Annotated in this window: 18 protein-coding genes, 1 tRNA gene and 1 pseudogene; 9 read left to right on the forward strand and 11 right to left on the reverse strand. The window is 62.2% G+C overall.

Annotated elements, in window-relative coordinates:
- Nucleotides 1–39: 39 nt before the first annotated feature.
- Complete coding sequence (locus KIG99_RS08270) at nucleotides 40–651, reverse strand: indolepyruvate oxidoreductase subunit beta (RefSeq protein ID WP_226459730.1); 612 nt, start codon at nucleotides 649–651, stop codon at nucleotides 40–42.
- Entirely contained in the window at nucleotides 651–2,522 is a 1,872-nt protein-coding gene (locus KIG99_RS08275) for a thiamine pyrophosphate-dependent enzyme (protein ID WP_226459731.1), read from the reverse strand. Before KIG99_RS08275 ends, KIG99_RS08270 begins: the two co-directional genes overlap by 1 nt.
- Nucleotides 2,523–2,791: 269 nt before the next feature.
- On the opposite strand from KIG99_RS08275, the gene aceE reads away from it, so the two are divergent.
- Genes aceE through lpdA form a run of 3 tightly spaced genes read left to right on the forward strand, consistent with a single transcriptional unit; the run spans nucleotide 2,792 to nucleotide 8,914 of the window.
- Entirely contained in the window at nucleotides 2,792–5,467 is a 2,676-nt protein-coding gene (aceE, locus tag KIG99_RS08280; protein WP_226459732.1) for a pyruvate dehydrogenase (acetyl-transferring), homodimeric type, read from the forward strand.
- Nucleotides 5,468–5,482: 15 nt separating this feature from the next.
- Nucleotides 5,483–7,123, forward strand: coding sequence for a dihydrolipoyllysine-residue acetyltransferase (gene aceF / locus KIG99_RS08285; protein ID WP_226459733.1), 1,641 nt, complete (start codon nucleotides 5,483–5,485; stop codon nucleotides 7,121–7,123).
- A 12-nt stretch (nucleotides 7,124–7,135) separates the two neighbouring features.
- Nucleotides 7,136–8,914 (forward strand): dihydrolipoyl dehydrogenase, encoded by a 1,779-nt coding sequence (gene lpdA, locus KIG99_RS08290; protein ID WP_226459734.1) that lies wholly within the window; start codon nucleotides 7,136–7,138, stop codon nucleotides 8,912–8,914.
- Between the two features lie 66 nt (nucleotides 8,915–8,980).
- Here the strand turns inward: lpdA and KIG99_RS08295 are convergent, their stop codons facing one another.
- Nucleotides 8,981–9,673, reverse strand: a complete 693-nt coding sequence (locus tag KIG99_RS08295; RefSeq protein WP_226459735.1) for a cysteine hydrolase — start codon at nucleotides 9,671–9,673, stop codon at nucleotides 8,981–8,983.
- 196 nt (nucleotides 9,674–9,869) lie between these two features.
- Between KIG99_RS08295 and KIG99_RS08300 the strand changes: the two genes are divergently transcribed.
- From KIG99_RS08300 to KIG99_RS08310, 3 genes are all read left to right on the forward strand, one after another.
- Nucleotides 9,870–11,150, forward strand: coding sequence for a cytochrome-c peroxidase (locus KIG99_RS08300; RefSeq protein ID WP_226459736.1), 1,281 nt, complete (start codon nucleotides 9,870–9,872; stop codon nucleotides 11,148–11,150).
- A 92-nt stretch (nucleotides 11,151–11,242) separates the two neighbouring features.
- Nucleotides 11,243–11,914, forward strand: a complete 672-nt coding sequence (locus tag KIG99_RS08305; protein WP_226459737.1) for a Crp/Fnr family transcriptional regulator — start codon at nucleotides 11,243–11,245, stop codon at nucleotides 11,912–11,914.
- Nucleotides 11,915–11,965: 51 nt separating this feature from the next.
- Nucleotides 11,966–12,457: a thioesterase family protein gene (locus tag KIG99_RS08310; protein ID WP_226459738.1), complete on the forward strand. Its 492-nt coding sequence runs from the start codon at nucleotides 11,966–11,968 to the stop codon at nucleotides 12,455–12,457.
- Here KIG99_RS08310 and ppk2 read toward each other — a convergent pair.
- Nucleotides 12,454–13,578 (reverse strand): polyphosphate kinase 2, encoded by a 1,125-nt coding sequence (ppk2, locus tag KIG99_RS08315; RefSeq protein ID WP_226459739.1) that lies wholly within the window; start codon nucleotides 13,576–13,578, stop codon nucleotides 12,454–12,456. The genes KIG99_RS08310 and ppk2 overlap by 4 nt on opposite strands.
- A gap of 60 nt (nucleotides 13,579–13,638) precedes the next feature.
- On the reverse strand, nucleotides 13,639–14,094 hold the full coding sequence (locus KIG99_RS08320) for a SixA phosphatase family protein (protein WP_226459740.1): 456 nt from the start codon (nucleotides 14,092–14,094) through the stop codon (nucleotides 13,639–13,641).
- A 309-nt stretch (nucleotides 14,095–14,403) separates the two neighbouring features.
- On the opposite strand from KIG99_RS08320, the gene KIG99_RS08325 reads away from it, so the two are divergent.
- Nucleotides 14,404–15,363 (forward strand): TerC family protein, encoded by a 960-nt coding sequence (locus KIG99_RS08325; RefSeq protein ID WP_226459741.1) that lies wholly within the window; start codon nucleotides 14,404–14,406, stop codon nucleotides 15,361–15,363.
- Here KIG99_RS08325 and KIG99_RS08330 read toward each other — a convergent pair.
- Complete coding sequence (locus KIG99_RS08330; protein WP_226459742.1) at nucleotides 15,360–17,708, reverse strand: fatty acid cis/trans isomerase; 2,349 nt, start codon at nucleotides 17,706–17,708, stop codon at nucleotides 15,360–15,362. The two genes, KIG99_RS08325 and KIG99_RS08330, sit on opposite strands and share 4 nt — an antisense overlap.
- A gap of 947 nt (nucleotides 17,709–18,655) precedes the next feature.
- On the opposite strand from KIG99_RS08330, the pseudogene KIG99_RS20860 reads away from it, so the two are divergent.
- Both KIG99_RS20860 and KIG99_RS20865 read left to right on the forward strand, forming a co-directional pair.
- Nucleotides 18,656–19,093, forward strand: a pseudogene (locus KIG99_RS20860) (methyl-accepting chemotaxis protein); the annotation flags it as partial.
- A gap of 45 nt (nucleotides 19,094–19,138) precedes the next feature.
- Nucleotides 19,139–19,552: a CZB domain-containing protein gene (locus KIG99_RS20865; RefSeq protein ID WP_404817903.1), complete on the forward strand. Its 414-nt coding sequence runs from the start codon at nucleotides 19,139–19,141 to the stop codon at nucleotides 19,550–19,552.
- Between the two features lie 264 nt (nucleotides 19,553–19,816).
- Here the strand turns inward: KIG99_RS20865 and KIG99_RS08340 are convergent, their stop codons facing one another.
- From KIG99_RS08340 to KIG99_RS08360, 5 genes are all read right to left on the reverse strand, one after another.
- Nucleotides 19,817–20,593: a class I SAM-dependent methyltransferase gene (locus tag KIG99_RS08340; RefSeq protein ID WP_226459744.1), complete on the reverse strand. Its 777-nt coding sequence runs from the start codon at nucleotides 20,591–20,593 to the stop codon at nucleotides 19,817–19,819.
- A 59-nt stretch (nucleotides 20,594–20,652) separates the two neighbouring features.
- Nucleotides 20,653–20,835 carry a hypothetical protein gene (locus KIG99_RS08345; protein ID WP_226459745.1) on the reverse strand — a complete coding sequence of 61 codons (183 nt, stop codon included), beginning with the start codon at nucleotides 20,833–20,835 and terminating at the stop codon, nucleotides 20,653–20,655.
- A 145-nt stretch (nucleotides 20,836–20,980) separates the two neighbouring features.
- Nucleotides 20,981–21,056 (reverse strand) — tRNA-Phe (locus KIG99_RS08350).
- A 98-nt stretch (nucleotides 21,057–21,154) separates the two neighbouring features.
- Nucleotides 21,155–22,642 carry a sensor histidine kinase gene (locus KIG99_RS08355; RefSeq protein ID WP_226459746.1) on the reverse strand — a complete coding sequence of 496 codons (1,488 nt, stop codon included), beginning with the start codon at nucleotides 22,640–22,642 and terminating at the stop codon, nucleotides 21,155–21,157.
- Nucleotides 22,643–23,314, reverse strand: a complete 672-nt coding sequence (locus KIG99_RS08360) for a response regulator transcription factor (protein WP_226441444.1) — start codon at nucleotides 23,312–23,314, stop codon at nucleotides 22,643–22,645.
- Nucleotides 23,315–23,472 lie beyond the last annotated feature (158 nt).

Genomic DNA, 23,472 nt, shown 5'->3' on the forward strand with positions numbered 1-23,472 from the left:
GGGCGCCTTTCCCTTTGAATTGGCTGAATTTTACCAGAATCAGGCCAGTGCAGCCTCGGCCGCACCCACCGCCGCCCGGCCGGCGGCAAAAGCGCGCCGGTTCAGCTCGACCAGTTTTTCGCCCTTGCGCTGGAAACGCTGCAGCACGCAGGTGAGCAGATCATCGGCCGAGAACGGCAGGTGATCGGCAATCGCACCGAGCATCACGGTATTGCCCAGACGGATGTCGCCGAGTTCGAGCGCGATGGTCGTCGCATCGAAAGCGACGACCTTGTTGCCGCCCTTTTTGACCTCGGCAATCGGGTCGACCGGGTAGTCGAACAAACCGAGCTCGACCACCGGCGGCACCAGGCGCGCCGTATTCATCAAGGTGATACCGCCCGGCTTCAACATGTGCTGCCAACGCATCGCTTCGGCCGACTCGAAACCGAGCAGCACATCGGCCGTGCCCGGCGTGATCTGCGGCGACAGCACCTTGGCGCCGAAACGCAGGTGCGACGAAACGACGCCGCCGCGCTGCGCCATGCCGGCGACTTCGGTTTTCTTGGCATCCTGGCCGAGCGCGATCGCCGCCTCGGCAAGGATTTCGGTCGCGGTCATGACGCCCTGGCCGCCGATGCCGACGACAAGAATATTGGTCGTAGCGCTCATCAGTGACAGCCTCCCTTGACCAGCGCAATCGGCGAGACCGGGACGTAGTGCTCGATGGCTTTCGGTGCACAGGGCTGCACGCACAGGCCGCAACCGGTACATACCGAGGACTCGATGCGTACGAAGGCGAGATCGACAACCCGCCCGTTCGGCTTGGTTTCCTGGCCGCGCCGGGTAACGTGGATGGCCGGACAGCCGACGTCGATACAGTTGCCGCAACCAGTGCACTTGTCCTCGACGACGGTAAACGGCTTCAGCTTGTGATAATCCTTGACCAGCACGCAAGGCTGGTCGGTGATGATCACCGAGACTTCCGGCACCTTCACTTCGTCGCGGATGGTCTTGAACAGCACCGGCAATTCGTAGGGATTGACCTTGTGCACGCGCTCCGACTTGACGCCGAGCGCCTCGACCAGCTTGACGAAATCGACACGCGGCGCCTCCTCGCCATGGATGCCGTAGCCGTTGCCCGGGTTATTCTGGCCACCGGTCATGCCGACGGCGCGGTTGTCGAGCAACAGCACCGTGACGTTGCCCTTGTTGTAGACCATGTCGAGCAGGCCTTGCATGCCCATGTGCAGGAAGGTCGAGTCGCCGATCACGGCGAGGATGCGCTTGTCCTTGTCGGCTTCGCCGCGGCCCTTGTCGAGACCGAGCGCGACGCCCATCGAGGCGCCCATCGAGATGCAGGTATCGAGCGCATTCCACGGATGCCCGGCGCCCAGCGTGTAGCAGCCGATGTCGCCGGCGATGGTCAGGTTGCGCACCTGCGACAGCGTGTAATAGACGCCGAGGTGCGGACAGGCGACGCACATCGTCGGCGGCCGCGGGAAGACCGGCAGCGGCGCGACGGCCTGGGCGGCCGGCACTTCTTCGCCGAGCAGTTTGGCAATTGCCGGTTTCAGCACATTCGGCGACAGCTCGCCCTGGCGCGGCAGGATCTCCTTGCCGAGCACGGCGATGCCGGCGGCCTTGAGTTCGGTCTCGACCAGCGGCTCGACTTCCTCGACAACCACGACCTGGTCGACCAGCGCCGCCAGTGCACGGCACTTTTCAATCGGCAGCGGGCAGGAAAAGCCCAGCTTCAATACCGGCGCATCCGGGAAGGCTTCCTTGACATGCATGTAGGCCGGGCCGGAGGCGATGAAGCCGACGCGCCTGTCGCTGCCCGGCTCGATCACATTGAGCGCCGAGTTTTCGGCCATTTCACGCAGTTGACCGTCACGCGCGAACATCAGCGGAATGCGCTTGCCGGCATTGCCCGGCACCATCACGAAACGGCCCGGCTCCTTGTTGAAACCCGCTGCGCTATGCGGCACGCGCTCGCCGACCGTGACCAACGCCTTGACGTGGTTGATACGCGTCGTCATGCGCAGGATGACCGGCACCTGGAATTGTTCGGAAAGTTCGAACGCCTGCCGGGTCATCTCGTAGGCTTCCTGCGAATCGGCCGGCTCGAACAGCGGAATGTGGGCGAAACGCCCCCAGTAGCGCGAATCCTGTTCGTTCTGCGAGGACGACAGGCCGACGTCGTCGGCAATCGCGATCACCAGGCCGCCGACCACGCCGGTCAGCGTCAGGGTCATCAGCGCATCGGAAGCGACGTTCATGCCGACATGCTTCATGCAGCAGAAGGCGCGCGAGCCGGCATAGGCGGCACCAATCGCGACTTCCAGCGAGACCTTCTCATTGACCGACCATTCGGCATAGAGGTCCGGATAGGTCGAAATGACTTCCAGCATTTCCGTCGCTGGCGTGCCCGGGTAGGCCGCAGCCACCTTGACGCCGGATTCCCAGACGGCACGTGCCACTGCTTCGTTGCCGGACAAAAACAACCGGCTGGCCGCCGGTGCAGGCATAACTGCCGCCATGAAAACTCCCGTAATCAATCGCAAAACCTTCGATTTTAGAAGCGCGGGACGCGGCCCGATTTGATACAGCGCAACCCCTCAACGGATTTTTTTTGAATGACTTTCACGGCAGGAAAAATACGCACAGGATATTGCACGATGCGAATTTTGTTTTTACAATGCGAAAAATCAAGTAGGTGTAAACACGGGCTCGCGAAGCGGCCCATAAAGCGCTAGAGTTGTTTTGCTCAACAGGCAAAACGAATGAAAAACCAATCTTGGAGACAAAAATGGCCAACCAGCCCAACGCACTGCCTGACCCTGCTGATGTCGATCCGCAGGAAACCAAAGAATGGATTGATGCCCTCGACGGCGTCATTTCCCAGGAAGGCCCGACCCGCGCCCACTACCTGATCGAGAAAGTCATCGGCCAGGCGCGCCTGCAGGGTGTGGACATCCCCTACTCGGCCAATACCGAATACATCAACACCATTCCCGCCGATCAGCAGCCCAAGTACCCGGGCAACGCGGACATGGAAATCAAGCTGCACTCCTACATCCGCTGGAACGCGATGGCCATGGTCGTGCGCGCCAACAAGGACACCAACGTCGGCGGCCACATCGCCTCCTTCGCTTCAGCCGCCGCGCTTTACGACGTCGGCTTTTCGCATTTCTGGCGCAGCATCAACGACCCGTCCGGCGGCGACCTGATCTTCTTCCAGGGCCATTCCGTACCGGGCGTCTATTCCCGCGCCTTCATGCTCGGTCGCCTGAGCGAAGAGCAGATGGACAACTTCCGCCAGGAAACCGGCGGCAAGGGTATTTCGTCCTATCCGCACCCCTGGCTGATGCCGGATTTCTGGCAATTCCCGACCGTGTCGATGGGCCTCGGCCCGATCCAGGCCATCTATCAGGCCCGCTTCATGAAGTACCTCGACTCGCGCGGACTGGCCAAGGCCGGTGATCGCAAGGTCTGGGCCTTTTTGGGTGATGGCGAGACCGACGAAGTCGAATCGCTCGGCGCCATCGGCATGGCCGGTCGCGAAAAGCTCGACAACCTGATTTTCGTCATCAACTGCAACCTGCAGCGTCTTGATGGCCCGGTACGCGGCAACGGCAAGATCATCCAGGAACTCGAATCCGAATTCCGCGGTGCCGGCTGGAATGTCATCAAGCTGGTCTGGGGCACCCATTGGGACGCCCTCTTCCAGCGCGACAAGAAGGGCATCCTGAAGAAACGCATGATGGAACTGTGCGACGGCGAGTACCAGACCTTCAAGGCCAAGAACGGCGCCTACGTCCGCGAGAATTTCTTCAACACGCCGGAACTGCGCGAGCTGGTTGCCGACTGGACCGACGATGAAATCTGGAACCTGAACCGTGGCGGCCACGACATCTTCAAGATTTTTGCTGCCTACGACCGCGCCATCAAGACCAAGGGCGCCCCGACCCTGATCCTGGCCAAGACCATCAAGGGCTTCGGCATGGGCCAGGCTGGCGAAGCGATGAACACCTCGCACCAGCAGAAGAAGATGGACAAGGATCAGATCGGCCGCTTCCGCGACCGCTTCCACCTGCCGGTCGCCGACGACCAGCTGGAAGAACTGCCTTACCTGAAGTTCGCCGAAGATTCGGAAGAATACAAGTACATGATGCAGCGTCGCGTCGACCTCGGCGGCTTCCTGCCGCAGCGCCGCCGCAAGGCCGAGCCGCTGCAGATTCCGGCGCTCGACACCTTTGCTGCGTTGCTGAAGGCTTCCGGCGCAGGCCGCGAGCTGTCCACGACGATGGCCATCGTCCGCATCATGAACATGATGTTGAAGGACAAGAATGTCGGCAAGAACGTCGTGCCCATCGTGCCGGACGAATCGCGCACCTTCGGCATGGAAGGCATGTTCCGCTCGGTCGGTATCTGGAATCAGGAAGGCCAGAACTATGTGCCGGAAGATCATGACCAGCTGATGTTCTACAAGGAATCGAAGACCGGCCAGGTGTTGCAGGAAGGCATCAACGAATCCGGCGCGATGAGCGACTGGATCGCCGCCGCCACCTCCTACTCGGTGCATAACGTCCAGACCATTCCGTTCTACATCTGCTACTCGATGTTCGGCATGCAGCGCGTTCTCGACCTGTGCTGGGCGGCTGGCGACCAGCGCGCCCGCGGCTTCCTGATCGGCGGCACGGCCGGTCGCACGACGCTGAACGGCGAAGGCCTGCAGCACGAAGACGGCCACAGCCTGATCCTCTCCAACCTGATCCCGAACTGCCTCTCCTACGACCCGACCTTCCAGTACGAAGTCGCCGTCGTGACGCAGGACGGCATGCGCCGCATGTTCCAGGAACAGGAAGACGTGTTCTATTACCTGACGGTGATGAACGAGAACTACGAGCACCCGGAAATGCCGGCCGGCTCGGAAGCCGACATCATCAAGGGCATGTACTCGTTCAAGAAGGGTGCCGAGTCCGCCGGCCCGCGCGTCCAGCTGCTCGGCTCCGGCACCATCTTCCGCGAAGTCATCGCCGCTGCCGACCTGCTCAAGAACGACTGGGGTGTCGAGGCCGACCTGTGGGGTTGCCCGAGCTTCAACGAACTGGCCCGCAACGGCCAAGACGTGCAGCGCTGGAACCTGCTGCATCCGCTCGAAGCACCGAAGCTGTCGCACGTCGAGGAAAAGCTGGCTGGCGCCAAGGGCCCGGTCATCGCTGCCACCGACTACATCAAGCTGTTCTCCGAGCAGATCCGCCCCTTCGTCAAGGCACCGTATGTCACGCTGGGCACCGACGGTTTCGGCCGTTCCGACACCCGCGAGAAATTGCGCCACTTCTTCGAGGTCGACCGTCACTGGGTGACGCTGGCTGCCCTCAAGGCACTGGCCGACAACGGCGAGATCGAACGCGAGAAGGTTGCCGCCGCCCTGGTCAAGTACAACCTTGACCCGAACAAACCCAACCCGATGTCGGTTTAACGAGGGAGAGACGACATGAGCCAAATCATTGAAGTCAAAGTCCCGGACATCGGCGATTTCGACGAAGTTCCGGTTATCGAACTGTTTGTGAAGGTCGGCGACACGATCAAGGTCGACGACGCCATCGTCACGCTGGAATCCGACAAGGCCACGATGGACGTGCCCTCGACGGTTGCCGGCGTGGTCACTGAAGTTCTCGTCCAGCTCGGCGCCAAGGTTGCCGAAGGCGCCCTGCTGATCAAGGTCGAAACCGGTGGCGCCGCTGCCGTCGCCGCCCCGGCCGCAGCCGCTCCCGCTCCGGCCGCAGCGCCGGCGCCGGTTGCCGCACCGGTGGCAGCCGCCCCCGCGGCCGGCGGCGGCGTGGTCGAAGTCAAGGTGCCGGACATCGGCGACTTTGACGAAGTCCCGGTCATCGACCTGTTCGTCAAGGTTGGCGACAGCATCAAGGTCGACGACGCGATCGCCACGCTCGAATCCGACAAGGCCACGATGGACGTGCCGTCCACCGTCGCCGGTATCGTCAAGGAAGTGCTGGTTCAGCTCGGCTCCAAGGTCGGCGAAGGCACGGTCCTGATCAAGGTTGAAACCGGTGCCTCGGCCCCGGTCGCCGCAGCGCCGGCCGCTGCTCCGGCTCAGGCTCCTGCTGCTGCAGCCCCGGCAGCGGCGCCGGTCGCCGCTCCGGCTGCCGCCGCCCCCGCCGCGCTTGCCCCGGCCCTGCCGCTCGGCGCCAAGGTGCATGCCTCGCCGTCGGTCCGTGCCTATGCCCGCGAACTCGGTGTCGATCTGTCCAAGGTTCCGGCCACCGGTCCGAAAGGCCGCATCGTCAAGGAAGACCTGACCAAGTACGTCAAGGGCGTCATGTCCGGTGCCATTTCCGGCCCTGTGGCAGCGTCGACCGGTGGCGTCACCGGCGGTGGCGTACTCGATCTGCTGCCCTGGCCGAAGGTCGACTTCGCCAAGTTCGGCGAGATCGAGGTCAAGCCGCTATCGCGCATCAAGAAGATTTCCGGCCAGAACCTGTCGCGCAACTGGGTCATGATCCCGGCCGTCACGTATCACGAAGATGCCGACATCACCGATATCGAAGCTTTCCGCGTGCTGCTCAACAAGGAAAATGAAAAGGGTGGCGGCGCCAAGCTGACCATGCTCGCTTTCCTGATGAAGGCTTGCGTCAAGGGTCTGCAGAAATTCCCGGAATTCAATTCCTCGCTCGACGGCGACAATCTGGTGCTGAAGAAGTACTTCAACATCGGCTTCGCAGCCGACACCCCGAACGGCCTGGTCGTGCCGGTAGTCAAGAACGTCGACAAGAAGTCGGTCTTCGAACTGGCGCAGGAATCCGGCGATCTGGCCAAGCAGGCACGTGACGGCAAGCTCAAGCCGGCCGACATGTCCGGCGCGTGCTTCACGATTTCCAGCCTGGGCGGCATCGGTGGCACCTACTTCGCACCGATCGTCAATGCGCCGGAAGTCGCCATCCTCGGCGTCAACAAGTCGGCCATGAAGCCGGTCTGGGACGGCAAGCAATTCGTGCCGCGCCTCGTCCTGCCGCTGTCGCTGACCGCCGACCACCGCGTCATCGACGGTGCACTGGCGACCCGCTTCAATGTCTATATCGCCCAGCTGCTGGCCGATTTCCGCCGCGTCGCGCTGTAAGGGGAGAACACCATGAGCAATCTGGTAGAAGTCAAAGTCCCCGACATCGGCGATTTCGCCGAAGTGCCGGTCATCGACCTGTTCGTGAAGGTCGGCGACACCATCAAGGTCGACGACGCCATCGTCACGCTGGAATCCGACAAGGCCACGATGGATGTGCCCTCGACGGTCGACGGCGTGGTCAAGGAGGTTTTGGTCCAGCTCGGTTCCAAGGTTGCCGAAGGCGCCCTGCTGATCAAGGTCGAAACCGGTGCAGCGGCGGCCGCCCCCGCTCCGCAAGCCGCCGCGCCGGCGGCTGCTCCTGCGGCAGCGCCGGTCGTCGCGCCGGTCGCCGGCAGCCATGCCGGCGGTGCCGATCTCGAGTGCGAAATGCTCGTGCTCGGCGCCGGCCCCGGCGGCTATTCGGCCGCCTTCCGCTCGGCCGACCTCGGCATGAAGACCATCATCGTCGAGCGTTACGCAACGCTCGGCGGCGTCTGCCTCAACGTTGGCTGCATCCCGTCCAAGGCCCTGCTGCACGTTGCCGCAGTGATCGAGGAAGCCGAACATGCCAATGATCTCGGCGTCACCTTTGCCGCGCCGCAGGTCGACATCGACAAGCTGCGCGCCCACAAGGACAAGGTCGTCGGCAAGCTGACCGGCGGTCTGGCCGGCATGGCCAAGGGCCGCAAGGTCGACATCGTGCGCGGTTTCGGCACCTTCCTCGACCCGCATCACATCGAGGTCGAAGTCACCGACGGCACGGGTCAGGACAAGACCGGTGCCAAGAAGGTCATCAAGTTCCAGAAGTGCATCATCGCCGCCGGTTCGGCGGCCGTGCATCTGCCCTTCATTCCGAAGGATCCGCGCATCGTCGATTCGACCGGGGCACTTGAACTGCGCTTCGTACCGAAGAAGATGCTGGTCATCGGCGGTGGCATCATCGGCCTGGAAATGGCTACCGTCTATTCGACGCTGGGGGCCAAGGTCGATGTCGTCGAAATGCTTGACGTGCTGATGCAAGGCCCGGACCGCGATGCGGTCAAGGTCTGGGAAAAGCAGAACACGCATCGCTTCGACAAGATCATGCTGAAGACCAAGACGGTTGCGGTCGATGCCAAGGACGATGGCCTGTGGGTCAAGTTCGAAGGCGAAGGCGCACCGAACGCCGATGCCGTGCGCTACGACATGATCCTGCAAGCCGCCGGCCGCGCGCCGAACGGCAAGAAGATCGGTGCCGAGAAAGCCGGCGTCGCGGTCACCGACCGTGGCTTCATCAACGTCGATGCGCAGATGCGCACCAACGTGCCGCACATCTTCGCGATCGGCGACGTCGTCGGCAATCCGATGCTCGCCCACAAGGCGGTACATGAGGCGCACGTCGCGGCGGAAGTCGCGGCCGGCCACAAGGCCGCCTTCGACGCGCAGGTCATTCCGGGCGTTGCCTACACCCATCCGGAAGTGGCATGGGTCGGCTACACCGAGGACCAGGCCAAGAAGGAAGGCCGCAAGGTCGAAGCCGCCAAGTTCCCGTGGGCAGCCTCCGGCCGCGCCATCGCCAACGGTGCCGAATACGGCTTCACCAAGCTGATCTTCGATGCCGAAACGCATCGCGTGATCGGCGGCGCCATCGTCGGCCCGAACGCCGGCGACATGATCGGCGAAGTCTGCCTGGCGATCGAGATGGGTGCCGACGCAGTCGATATCGGCAAGACCATCCACCCGCACCCGACGCTGGGTGAAACGGTCGGCATGGCGGCCGAAGTCGCGCACGGTTCCTGCACCGACGTGCCGGCATCGCGCAAGAAGTAAAACCCGGCGTTTTCGCCGAGTCCCAAAAAAGGCGACGGAATCCGTCGCCTTTTTCACGTCCACCGTTCAGCGGGCCAGCGCCGCCAGCGCCTCGGCGGTGGTCCACACGCCGCTCGCGATCATGCCGAAATTGAGCAGCGCCGCCTGGTAGGCGGCCTCGCCCGGCGCACCGACGGCATCCTTGACGACATAGACCTTGAACCCGTTCTCCATCAGCGTGCGCAGGTGCGAATCGACGCACAGGTTGGCAACCATGCCGCCGAGAATCACGGTATCGATGCCGCGGCTGCGCAACTGGTAAATCAGGTCGTTGCTCTCCGGCCCGTACATCTTGTGCGGCGCGGCAATCACCGTCTTGCCGTCATCGATGTAGGGTTTGTAGGGCGCGTAGAAATCCGCCCCCGTACTGCCGGCGCGCAAGGCCTGCATATCGAGCAACTGGCGCTGCAGCGCACCGGCCTGCGTCCAGTTGCTATCGCTTTTGCCGAAAACCAGCGGGTCGACCGCCAGGAGCACGTTTTTGTCCTTGGCGGCGCGCATCAGCATTGCGATGTTGTCGATGGTGCCGAGCGCCTTCAGGTTATCGGCGAGCAGGCCGTACAACTTGCCGTCCTCGCGCAGGAAATCGTTTTGCGGATCGGTGATGAGCACGGCGGTGCGCGCCCGGTCGAGCGGCGCCAGACCGCCGCCGGCCTCGGCAGGCAGGGCGCAGAACAGGATGGGCAGGGCAAAAGCAAAGCCAAACAAGCGATTTTTCATGATGCAGACCTTTCCTCGATACGGTTGAAATAGGCGGCCGGAACGCCCGGCCGTGCGCCGCATCCTGCCCGGCCGCCCGGAGTCGGTCTGTAGCAAGGGTTACACAAGACCAGTCGGCGCCTTGCGTGACTTTTGCTACATATCCGGCGCCGGCCGGCCGCTATCGTTCGCCCCATTCCCTCTCGCGGAGCACGACATGAACAGCGAACTCACCGACCTGCTCGCCATCGGCATCCCGGTCACCGGACTCGGCATGGCCGCGCTCGCCCTGATGATCCACCAGGAACTCGGCCCCTTCGCCGGCCTCGACCGCGCCGGGAAGTGGCTGCTCAGCGCCACCTTCGGCATGGGGCTACTCGCCTTCGGGCTGAAGATGGCAGTCGCCGTCGCCATCGAAAACGGCCCTGCGCCGCTCGGCGAGTCGCTTCCGCTCTTCGCGCGGCCGGCCGCCGCGTCCGATGCCGAGTTTGCCAACCCGGCGCCACCGCGCAGCGCACGCCACGTGTGGACGGCCTTGCCCGAGGTCGCGCCGGCCCCGGTCGACAACCCGACCACGCCAGAGCGGGTGGCGCTCGGTCGACGCCTGTTTTTTGAGAAAAAGCTGTCCGGTGACGGCAAGCTGGCCTGCGCTTCCTGCCACGACCTGTTTGCCTCCGCCGGCGCCGACGGCCGGCCGACCGCCAAGGGCATCGCCGGCCAACTCGGGACGCGCAACACGCCGACCGTCTGGAATGCCGCCTTCCAGTCCGTGCTGTTTTGGGACGGCCGCGCCCCTTCGCTCGAAGCGCAGGCCATGGGCCCCATCCTCAACCCGCTCGAAATGGGCCTCGCTTCGCCGGCCGAGGCGGAGCGGCGGCTCAATGCCGATGCCGCCTACCGCACCGAATTCCAGGCCGCCTTCGGCGATGCGGCGCCGATCAGCTTCGCGCGCATCGCCCAGGCCATCGCCGCCTTCGAACGCACCCTGATCACGCCCGATAGCCCCTACGATCGCTTCGTGCGCGGCGAGGCCAGGGCGCTGACGCGCGCCCAGCTGCGCGGCATGGCGCTGTTCGAAACGGTCGGCTGCGTGCTCTGCCACCGCGGCCCCAATTTCAGCGACGCCAGCCTGCTCGGCGGCGAGAGCGCGCGCCGCATCTTTCCGGCCAATGCCACGCCCTACGAAACGAAGTACGGACTGCTCAACAACGGCGAGCGCGGCATCTGGCGCGTCGCATCGCTGCGCAACGTGGCGCTGACCGGCCCCTGGTTGCACAACGGAGCCGTAGACTCGCTGCCCGAGGTCGTCCGCATCATGGCTGGCGCCCAGCTCGGACGCTCGGCTGGCCTGACCACGTGGCTGGATGAAAAAAGCGCACTCGGCAAAGTCGACCGCTCGCCGCTCGGCGAACAGGAAGTCGCCGACCTCGTTGCCTTTCTCGAAGCCCTGAGCAGCGACTCCCTGCGCGCCCGCATGCAGGCGGAAAAATCAAGATGAATGCATGCGCTCGGCCCGACGGAGCTAGAATTCCCCTCCTCTATCCGCCGCCGGCCGGAACGCCAGCGGTCAACCCCGCCCGGGAGGGGAAAATGCCGACACTGGAAGACTGCAACCCGTTCTGCCAACTCAGCGCTGCGGGCAGGGCGCGCCTGCGCGAGGCCCAGGTCAGCCGCCATTGCGCCTCGGCGACGCCGCTACTGGTCAAAGGCCAGCGCGTCTCGGGCGCCTATTTCGTGCTCGAGGGGCGCCTGCGCGTTTTCTCCCTGGCCCCGAACGGCAACGAGGCGACGCTGTATTACATCGATCCCGGCGAAACCTGCGTCTTCGCGCTGAACAGCCTGTTCAACGACCTGCTCTACCCGGCCTGGGTGCAGGCCGTCGACACGACCACCATCGCGCTGCTGCCCGGCCCGCTCTTCCACCACCTGTTCGCCGGCGAAGCGGTGATTCGCGACCTCACGGTGCGCACGCTGTCCACCTTGGTTTTCCGCCTCATGGCCGAACTCGAGGAAGTGCACTCCTACAAGCTCAACCAGCGCCTGGCCAACCTGTTGCTGGTCCATGCCTCAGGCAACGGTGAATTGCGCATGACGCAGCAGCAGATGGCCTGCCACCTCGGCACCAGCCGCGAGGTCGTCGCGCGCCTGATCGGCGAACTGGTCGGCGCTGGCCTGATCGAGACCGGGCGTGGCCGCAGCCTGATTCGCGATGCACGGGGTCTGGCGGCATTGATCAACGGCCCGGCCGGCAGCGCAGGTTAAACTTGCGCCTGACGGGAACCCGTCGCTCCCCATCCCTGTCTGTAGAAAACAATGACCGCCCACCCCGCACTGCCTCGCCGCTCGCCCGAAGAACAAGCCCGCCTCGACGCCTCCTTGCGCGACGTCTTCGAACACAAGCTCTGTTTCAACGAACTGCTCGGTTTCAAGATCGAGTCGCTTGACCCGGAAGCGCCGCAGATCAGCTTTGCCATGCGCAAGGACCTGATCGGCCACTTCCTGCATGGTCGCCTGCACGGCGGCGTGATCGCCACGGTCCTCGATACCGTTGGCGGTCTGGCCGCGACGGTGGCGATTGCCGAGAAATTCAACGATGAGAGTACCGAACAGGTTGCCCATCGTTTCGGGCGCATCGGCACCATCGACCTGCGCACCGATTTCCTGCGCCAGGGCATCGGCAAAAAATTTACGGCCACCGGCCGGGTAACCCGTCTCGGTGGCCGTCTGGCCTCGGTGCAGATGACGCTGGAGAACGAAGCCGGCCTCTTGATCGCGACCGGCTGCGCCTCCTACGTGATCAGTTAGAGGATAGGCACGCCCTGCTGCTCGCCACGCTCGAAAACGACGTTGGCGCGGCCGACGATCAGCGGATCGAGATTGCCGATGCGGTCGGTGTCCTTGTTGGTGTAGGGCAGCTTGTGCAACACGTAACGCATGGCATTGAGGCGTGCGCGCTTTTTGCAGTTCGACTTGATCACCGTCCACGGCGCATCGGCGGTATCGGTATGGAAGAACATCGCTTCCTTGGCCTTGGTGTAATCGTCCCACTTGTCGAGTGAGGCCATGTCGATCGGCGACAGTTTCCACTGCTTGAGCGGATGCACCTTGCGCTCGCCAAAGCGGCGACGCTGCTCTTCCTGACTGACCGAGAACCAGAACTTGATCAGGTGGGTACCGTTACGCGCCAGCATGCGCTCGAATTCCGGCGCCTGACGCACGAACTCGCTGTATTCCTGATCGGTGCAAAAACCCATCACCCGCTCGACGCCGGAGCGGTTGTACCAGGAACGGTCGAACAGCACGATCTCGCCGCTGGTCGGCAGGTGCTGCACGTAGCGCTGGAAATACCACTGGCCGCGCTCCATCTCGCTCGGCTTTTCCAGGGCGACGACGCGTGCGCCTCGCGGATTCAGGTGTTCCATGAAGCGCTTGATGGTGCCGCCCTTGCCGGCCGCATCGCGACCTTCGAAGAGGATGACGACCTTCTGCCCGGTTTCCTTGACCCAGGCCTGCAGCTTCAGCAGCTCGACCTGCAGACGGTATTTTTGCCGCTCGTAGTTGCGGCGCTGCATCAGGTTCTTGTAGGGATAACCGCCTTCGCGCCAGTCCTTGACCAGTTCTTCATCCGGGCTGACCGGCAGTTGCTCGTTGCGCAGGCCTTGCTGCTTGAGCAGGTCGCGCAACAAGGCAACTTTTTCATCGGCCGGCATGCCGGCGATGACATCACGCATGGCGCCCAATTTCGACTCTTGGGCAGCGTCGACCGCTGCGTGCACGGTAAATCCTTCTATCCCTTCCGGGGTCAGTACCGGGGGAATATCACCGCTGGCGACGGAGCGCTGACGCGGCTTGCGAACCGCTGTCTTTTTCGGGGTGGCAGCAGACGCTGCCGGCGAGGTTACCTTTGTCTTTTTTGTTGAAACCATACCCTCTTCTCCAAGCGTTGAAGCGAAAGGGTTTATTTCACGCCTAAGCGGCCCGCTTGTCTAGTCCAGCAATTCGGCTGGAATGACCGCACGCAGCACGGTTTGCGTTTCGCCGCGGCGGACGCGGTTGCTCAGCCACCACAAGGCGCCTTTCTTGATCGTCCACTCCGACTCATGGCCGGCGAGCAGCAGGGAGGCCATGCGCCCGAGCGACGGCTGGTGGCCGATGATCAGCACCGAACCATTGGCATTCGGCCAGCCGGAGGCGGCAATCAATTCCGAGACACAGGCGTCGGGGCCGATCTTGCGGTGCGTTTCAAAAGGCAGCTTGAGCGCCTCGGCGGTCTGCTGCGTGCGGATCGCCGGGCTGACGATGATGCGCATATCCTTGGGCTGATGCCGGTGCAGCCAGGCGGCCATGCTGCGCGCCTGTTTTTCGCCACGCTCGGTCAGACGCCGTTTGAGGTCATCTTCGCCATCTTCGGCTTCGGCATGGCGCCACAGCAACAGATCCATCGTTCAGCCCCTTTTTGGAAAGTGCATCATCATGAGGCGCGCATGTTACGACAATATTGCAACAGCATGAACTGCACAGTTGAATAGTTGACAGACGTAGTCGGCTTTATTACAGTTCGCGAATCCCAAGGGGGAGTAGCTCACTTCCGGCCTGTCGTCATCACGAAGCGCAAGCTTCCGGCAACCGGGCAGCGCACCACGCTGCGAGCAAGACCTTTGCCGCGACGGCGAGGCTCCTTTGGCATTCCACGGCCCCAGCCCATCCGGCACGGGCCGTTTGTTTTGTGGAATGCGAAAAAGGAAATTGATATGGAAACCATCGGCAGTACCGGTTTGTGGCTCGCCTTCACGAGCATTGTCCTCGTCATGCTGGCGATCGACCTCTTCGTGGTCGGCGGCGGCAAGGAACACCGCGTCAGCTTCAAGGAGGCCGCCGTCTGGTCGGTAATCTGGATCAGCATCACGCTGGCCTTTGCCGGCGGACTGTGGTGGTACCTCGACGGCAGTCTGGGACGCGAAATCGCCAATACCAAGGCACTGGAGTTCATCACCGGCTACCTGATCGAAAAGGCGCTGGCCGTCGATAACGTCTTCATCTGGCTGATGCTCTTCTCCTTCTTCGCCGTACCGCTGGAATTGCAGAAGCGCGTGCTGCTCTACGGCGTGCTCGGCGCCATCGTCATGCGCACCGGCATGATCTTCGCCGGTGCCTGGCTGATCACGCAGTTCCACTGGATTCTTTATGTCTTCGGCGGCTTCCTGCTGCTCACCGGCATCAAGATGTACTGGTTCGCCGACGAACAGCCCGACCTCGAGAACAATCGCCTGATCAACTGGCTGCGCCGCCACATGAACATCAGTTCGAGCTTTGACGGTCAACGCTTCTTCACGCGGCAAAATGGTGTCCGCTACGCGACACCGCTCTTCCTTGCCCTGGTGCTCGTCGAACTGTCCGACCTGATCTTCGCCGTCGATTCGATCCCGGCCATTTTCGCGATCACCACCGATCCGTTCATCGTGCTGACCTCGAACATCTTCGCCATCCTCGGCCTGCGCGCCATGTACTTCCTGCTCGCCGGCGTCGCCGACCGTTTCTCGCTGCTCAAGTACGGTCTGGCCATGGTCCTCATGTTCATCGGCGTCAAGATGCTGCTGCTCGACATCTACACGATCCCGGTCGGCTTCTCGCTGGCTGTCGTCGCCACCATCATCGGTGCCTCGGTGTGGGCTTCCCTGCGCAAGGAAGCCCGCGAGCGGAAGAACGGCTAACGGTTCTCGAAGCGGCTGTAGTCGAGGATGGCCGACTCCTGCGCTGCGCTCCGTCGCCATTCGGCGTGGATCGCATCGCTCAGCGGCCAGAAGCGGGGGTCAGTGCGGCGCACGCCGAAACGGTCGGTGAGGGCGATCAGGTCGTCCTCGCTGCCCAGGCGGGCGATGGCATCGGTGAAATTGGCCAATTCTGCGACGTCGACCGTATAGAAGGCATTGGGGTAGGCACCGACCACCCCGTTCAGCGCCAGCAACGTGTCTTCCTGCGGCAGACGGCGGGCCGACTCGCCGAACAGTTCGGCGACGTTGCTGTGCGCACTGTTGCGCACCAGCGAGATCAGACGCAGCCTGCCGTCCGGATAACGGATGGAGAGCAGGCTGTTTTCCGGCAAGACCGACGCCGGAATGCCGCGCACCTGGTTGAGCCGCTGGAATTGCGCCACTTCCCGGCCCGACCAGCCATTTGCCGACCAGTCCAGGTTGCGCTCACGCACCGGCTCGACCCGGGCCCGCAACTCGGCATACAGTTCGCCGAGATGATCCTGGCTGCGATAACGCATGCCGCTCTCTTTCGGGAAAAATGCCGCGGCATCGGCGAACTGGCGGATATGCGGTTCGCTGCGCCCGCGATACCAATGATCGAGCACCGCCTGCCGGTCCTTGAGCGGCAGCAAGGTCAGGAAGTTCTGCTCGCCCTCCATGCGCAGGAAGTCCATGTACAGGCGGGTCGCGACCTGGTGCCCGAGGTTGCCGTAAACATCGAAGCCGGCGACCAGCAGGTAATGCATGCGCTCGAACAACGGATAGCCGAGCAGCAAAGTGGTTTGCGGCCGCTCGCCGACCAGGCCGCGCAGCACCGAGGCGCTGTCGAAATGGCGGAACACCGTCAAAGCGGCATTGGGATTCTGACCATCGCCATTCCACAGCTTGTCCGGCGCCGGCAGGTAGTCCTTGCTGGCAAATTTGGCGAGAACCGCGCTCTTCGCTTCCAGATACTGGTTTTCCAGCCGCGCATACTGGCGCCAGGTAAGCGGCCCGATCGAGCCTTCGCGCTCGGCAGGCAGACGCAGGTTCGGCATTGCCGCGTCGAGCATGGCATTCATCAACTTGGTTTCCTTGCTGTCCGGCGCAACGAAAACCACCCAGAAATGATCGTTGATGACGTTGAGCGCGACTTGGCCGCGACAGACCGGGCCTTTCATGAAGCCCATCAGCGTGAACTGGGCGTCATCAAGCATGAAGCGGTAACGGGCATCGACCGGCAGCGCCCGAAAAGTGACAAAGGGATTCGCCGCCACCTCCGGCGCATAGCCAGGCAGATCGCCGACCGGATAGTCCGCCGCCAGGAACCAGCCGCGCAGACGCGCCATGCGCGCCGCATCAAGCTTCAGCGGCATGTGCTTCTTGGCGACCGAACTCGCCTCCATGCGCTGCAAACGGTAGTAAACCCGCTCGACACCGGGATCGTCATACGGTCGACGCGTTGCGATCAGGTCAATTGGCTGACCGGCCGGCGTCCGGCTGCGCACCAGCTCGAAAAACTGCCGCGGCATTTCGTCAAAGTACAGATGCCCGATATACCAGTGCTCGTAGATATAGCGTGCCATCAGCTGTTCCTTCAGGCTGTCGCCATTCAGGAAGCGCTCCCAGTCGGCCAGCCGGAGCTGGACATTGGCCGGCAGTACAGCCGGAGGCTGATAGGGCGCGCCCGCCTCCAGCCAGCGACTCAGGGTCTGATGTTCGCTACCACTCAGCGGCGGCAGACCGAAGGGCATGCCGCGCGCCGGATGGCGCAAGGCGTAGTCGTCGAGCCCCTCGGCCCGAACGCACATCTGGGCACGGTCCAGCGAAAAATCGAAAGCATCATCCGGCAAGGGACCGCTCGCCGGCCCCGGATTGAGGCGCTTCATTTCCAGCAGGCGATGCAGCACACCACCCACCCGGTTGGCCTCCGGTGTCGAGACACGCTCGTTGAGCACCGGGAAAAAGCCCATCTGCCGCCACTGCACGGTGGTCGCGGCATCAATGCCAAGGCGGGTCGGCGGATCGGCGAGCAGGCGGATGCTGGAGTAGACGACGTCGGTATTGGCGCCGCGCGTCAGCCCGGCATAGCTGCTCAGATTGAGCTGGCACGGCGCGTCGTAGCAGGCATGGCAACTGACGCAGCGCTGGTCGAGGATCGGCCGTACCTCTTTCCAGTAATCCGGCGCCGAAGCGTTGGCGAGAACAGGAAAGCGATCGAAACGCGCCGGGTCGGGCAGGCCGAAACGGTCGTCGAGGCGCAGGGAAACGACCGTGGCACAGGCCGCCAGGAAGAGAAACAGCAGGGGAGCAAACTTGCGCATGACAGGACAGCAAAAAATGGCCCACCTGCATGGCAAGGCCCTGAATTAAAAAAACCCGGGAGGGATCAGTGATGCCGGGATCCCTCTCTCCTCCTCAACGGGCACAATAACGACTGACCAACTCCTCGGCTGGCAAGGGCCCTGACCGAGGGCCGCGGCATCGCCTCACGCGGTCCTTCGATCAGCACGAAGCAGCCATCCTTGATAATCACGTTGCGACTGGCGGGCGCCACATAAATCGTGTCGGATTCGGGCTACCCGCCATGCTCGACTCCCCGTACCGCCATCGCGGATACGCGCCCCGGCAGGGGTACCAATCCCGCCCAGGTAGGGACGCAAGAGGATCGCAGATTGTGCTGAAACATTGTCAGAAACTGCCAATGCCGCTTTGCGGCGGGAAGGACAAGCCTTCGCAGCAACCGGCTGGTTTTCCTTACTGTTTGTTTTCGCAGTCATAAACGACACTTGTCCTGATCGGCACCATGGAGAGCTGCTACGCTTTTTTGCCGCGAAACTATAGCCTATTCCTTATTGACATGAAGGACCCGGCTAGCAAAAACACCCACTTGTCACAATTGAGCAAGACAAAACGGGTCGCCAAATCGCCGCAAAATGGCGAAAATCCCTGTCAAATCAAACGCCCCGTGAGACAATCGAGGGCTGACCAGATCGGTCATTTCGAAAATGCAAAATATATAAAAATAGGAGATGGACCGATGTTCTGGAGCAGTTCAAGCAAACAGGAGGCCCTGCACCGGGAGCTAGCCGAAACAAAAGACCGCGAGCAGGCACTGCGCGATGAACTCACCAGCCTGCAGTTCAGGCTCGACAGCAATGCGCAAGCGGCGGCGAGCAAGGAACGCGAATGCGAAACACTGCGTTCCATCTTGCGCAATCTGGCTTCCTTCAGCGAAACCCTCTCCGGTTCGCAAAGCAGCCTGAGCCAGATGGCGCTGCTGCTTAATAATGAAAAAATCCAGGCTGTCGAAGCGGCAGAAGTCTCGATCAGCAGCGGCCAAACGACCACTGAAATTGCCGCCAACCTGCACCAGTTGGCCCGTGACTCGGCCCACACAGCCGGAGAAGTCGACGCACTTGCCCGCGAGGCCAGCGAAATCAGTGCGATTGTCCAGCTGATCCACGAAATTGCCGACCAGACCAACCTGCTGGCGCTCAACGCCGCCATTGAAGCCGCCCGAGCCGGTGAAGCCGGGCGCGGCTTCGCAGTCGTCGCCGATGAAGTCAGGAAGCTGGCTGAGCGTACCTCGAAGGCAACCAAGGACATTGACGGCCTGGTTACCAGCATCCGACAAAACTCCAACTCCGCCAAGAACGCCATGGAGTCGCTGTCAAAAACCGCCGAAAACTTCAGCGAGCGCGGCAATCAGGCAACGGAAGACATGCAGCGCCTGATGGGGCTTTCCCACAAGATGGAAGAAGTCATCGCCGGCAGCGCCCTGAAGAGTTTTATCGAGCTGGCGAAGGTCGACCATCTGGTCTTCAAGTTCCGCATCTATCTCGGGCTGTTCGGCCTGGAAAACATCGCCCCCAGCTCCGTCGCCTCACACAAGACCTGCCGGCTCGGCAAATGGTATTACGAAGGTGAGGGACACGACTGTTTCAGCAAACTACCTGGCTATCGCGAAATCGAAGCACCTCACGTCGACGTCCATAAATTCGGCATCGCCGCCCTTGAGGCAAAAGGATTCGGTGACATGGACGCCATGCTGCGCCACGTCGAAGCGATGGAAAGTGCCAGCCTGCGCGTTGTAGACAACCTGCAACTGATGGCGGGAAAAGCCAGTGCCGAACATGCACTAGGCAGCCATCGTCAGGGCAGCTAAGCACTGGAGAAAACGGCAACCGGTTCAGGTTGCCATTTTTTCATCCGGATCAAGAGGCACAAAAAGCCAGTGCGAGCATTGCCGGATCATCGAGCAAATTGAGCAGGGCATACGCAGCGAGGCGATTGATCGCCGCCCACGCAAGTCCGGAAAACTGCTGCAGACTCTCAGTCAAAGGATCACCCGCCCCGGGCTTGCGCGGGATCAAAACAGCGGCAATTCCGGCCGGCTCCCCGGCAAGCCCTGGAAATCCTCAGCATCTGCTCAGTCCCGAAGCTTCAATGCTTTTTTGGTGTAAATATCGAAGCGACTGGACTTGCCCTCGAGCACGTAGCTCGGCGTTTGCCCACGTACGCCAGGCGCCTTGCGCGGCCGTTTGACGACAACCCGGTGTGTCGCCAGATCGAGCGCGGCAGCCAGAAGTTGCGGCGCATCATCATCATTTCCCACCAAAGGCCGGAACAGGCGCATTTCCTTCTTCACCAGAGAGCTTTTGTCGCGATGCGGAAACATCGGGTCAAGATAAATGACCTGCGGTGGTTCGCCCTGCCATGCCGCCATCAACTCGATCGCATTACCCTTTTTCAGGTGCATGCGCTGCACGATTGGACCGACTTCGGCATCCAGCAAAGCGCGTTGCAGACCGTCGGCAAGCAAGGCCGCAATGACCGGATGGCGCTCAGTCAGCACCACATCGCAGCCAAGCTGGGCAAGCACAAAAGCATCACGCCCCAGACCGGCCGTGGCATCGAAAACAGCCGGCCGAATACCGGACTGGATGCCCACCGCCTTGGCAATCATCTGGCCAGCACCACCGCCTTGCTGGCGACGATGCGCCATTGCTCCTTCGAGAAAATCGACGCGCACCGGGCCTGCCGCATCTGCGCCAAGCTCCTGCAGTTGCAGGCCGGCATCACCCAGTTGCAGGGCAAAATCAGCATCTTCGCCCAGCGGCAAATCAAGCACATCAGCCAATGCCGCAACTGCGTCGGAAAATTCCGGCGCCAGTGCTTCGATACGAATGCTTGCCTTGATATTCATGTCGTGCGTCAGATCAATGTGCAACTTCCCCGGCCAGCCCGCACCGGGAGTCTTGCCGGCTAGAGCGAGTCGTTGCCTTCCGGCACGGCAGCCGTCGCCACGGGAAGTTCGTCATGTGGCACGGCCTCGTTCGAGTTGGCCCCGGCATTACCGGCCAGCTTCTGCCGGCGCTTTTCTTCCTGCTTGTTCTTCTTGGCGAGATCTCTCTGGCGCTTTTCGAACTGGTAGTTAGGTTTGGCCAAGATGCATCCTCTATTCGCCGATCGGCGTCTGGAACAACAAGCAGATTGCGCCGGCAAGATGCCGGGCACACGCAATACGGATCCGCAATGCAAAACGCCAACCGCTTGCGGTTGGCGTTTTTCCCTGAGTTACCAGGAAGTATTCTGGTGGCCAATCGCGGAATCGAACCACGGACACGCGGATTTTCAATCCGCTGCTCTACCAACTGAGCTAATTGGCCAAAAGGAGGGCGCATTATAGCGATGCGAGTCGCCCCTGGCAAGAGAAAAGCGCAATTTTCCGGACTCCGGATACAAAATTGATTGTCTTGCGCTGCCCTTAGGTCCCGATCGGAGGCGACTGACGATAGAGCTCGGAATAGTCATCCGGCTCCGGCGGTGGTGGCGGTGGCGGCTGCCAGGCGGCAAAGAGCACATGGGCCACGGCCCCATGGCCACGCGGATTGGGCCGCAAACTGGCACGCGAGCCGTGCTGCATGGCGATCTCCTGAACAATGGCCAAACCGAGACCGCTGCCTTCGGTCGTTGCATCATCAACGCGGTAGAAACGCTCGAAAACCAGTTCCGCCTGTTCCTCGCTGATCCCGACGCCATCATCTTCAACCTCGAGCAGAACCGTCGCCTGATTGGCCAGGATCCGACAGGTGACATGCCCCCCGGAAGGCGTATAGCGCAGGGCATTGTCGACCAGGTTCTTGGCCAGTTCGCGCAACAGGAAAGCGTTGCCGACGATCATCGCCTCACCGTCTGCCTCGTAGCCGAGATCAATGCCCTTCTCGATGGCCTGCATGACCCAGTCTTCGACCACTTCCCTGACCAGCAAGGCAAGATCAAGTGGCTCATGCTTTTGTTGTGCCGGTTCACCACCCTCGGTGCGCGCCAGGGTCAGCAACTGGTTGACCAGACGCCCGGCCCGATCGACACCGGTGGCAATCTGGCGCAGGGCATGCCGCAATGCCGCCGGATCGGTTTCCCGCATCGCGAACTGGGCCTGTGTCTTGAGACCGGTCAGCGGGGTACGCATCTGATGCGCCGCATCAGCCACGAAGCGCTGCTGCGCCTCGACGTTTTTCTTCATGCGCTCGAGCATGGCATTGAAAGCCTCGACCAGCGGCTCCAATTCTTCCGGCACCCGCCGCGTTGCGATCGGCGAAAGATCCGCCGGCTCGCGTGTCTCAATCATCTGGCGCAACCGGGTCAACGGCCGCAAGCCGCGCGACAGGCCGAACCAGACCAGCATGACGGCGAGCGGAATGATGATGAATTGCGGCAGGATCACGCTGGCAACAATCTTGTTGGCAAGCTGCGTGCGTTTTTCGGTGGTTTCGGCAACTTCGACCACGATCCAGCGCTCACGCGGCAACTGGGCGTCGGCCAGATAGGTATAGGCCATCCGCAGATCCTGGCCGTTATAGTCGGCATCGCGCAGATAGATTTCACCGGAGAATGGCGAGTCGCCGGCAATATCGACCGGCGGCATCGGCAATTCCTTGTCACCCGCGAGCAACTTGCCATCCTGCGTCACGACATGAAAATAGACGCTGTCTGTCTCGTCCGCCCGCAACAACGCGCGCGCCGACGCCGGCAGAGTCAGCACCGGCTTGCCGCCGACCAGCTTGACCTGGCGGGCTATCGCCGCAACATGCTCACGCAGCGCCTGGTCGTAGGGAAAGTTGGCGACGTTGTTGGCGAAGTAATGCGTGAAGGCGATGCTGAGCGGCCAGACAAAAAGCAGCGGCGCCAGCATCCAGTCAAGGATTTCGCCAAAAAGGGAACGCTCGGTTTCGCTGCCGGAGAGATTGCTCAATTACTCACCCTGCGGCCGCTCAAGACAGTAACCCAGACCGCGTACGGTCGCGATCTTGACCCCACCCGCCTCCAGTTTCTTGCGCAGCCGATGCACATACACCTCGATGGCGTTGTGACTGACCTCTTCACCCCAGCCGCAAAGATGATCGACCAGTTGATCCTTGCTGACCAGGCGCCCCATGCGCGTCAGCAGAACCTCGAGCAGGCCGATTTCGCGTGCCGACAGGTCCAGGGAGTGCCCCTGGATCTGCGCCACCCGCCCGACCTGGTCATAGGTCAGCAAGCCGCACTGGATAGTCGGCGTCGTACCCGCCGAACGCCGGGTCAAGGCCCGCACGCGCGCCTCCAGCTCGACCAGCTCGAACGGTTTGACCATGTAGTCATCCGCCCCCAGGTCGAGCCCCTTGACGCGGTCACCCGTGCCATCCAGCGCCGTCAGGATCAGCACCGGCACCTGCGAATTGCGCGAGCGCAGGCGCTTGAGCACCTCAAGTCCGGGCAGCTTGGGCAAGCCAAGATCGAGGATCAGCAAGTCATAGGAAACCGTCATCAACGCCGCATCGGCCTCCAGGCCATTGGGCGCCCAATCAACAGCGTAGCCGCCCTGGCGCAGTGAGCGCACCAGACCGTCGGCAATAATGGTGTCGTCTTCAGCGATAAGAATGCGCATGTGTTCGTTGCCTGTACTCGCGTAAGATTTTTGTAAGCCTGCTGCATTATTCTGAGCGGGCTGTTCTCCTTTTATGGTCTCGGAGTCTGCGGCTCAGCCGCAGCTCAGGGGGTGACCCGATCCTGCACTGGGTGACCCCCTACCGTTTTTTTCCCCAA

The organism is Quatrionicoccus australiensis, from assembly GCF_020510425.1.
Taxonomy (GTDB): domain Bacteria; phylum Pseudomonadota; class Gammaproteobacteria; order Burkholderiales; family Rhodocyclaceae; genus Azonexus; species Azonexus australiensis_A.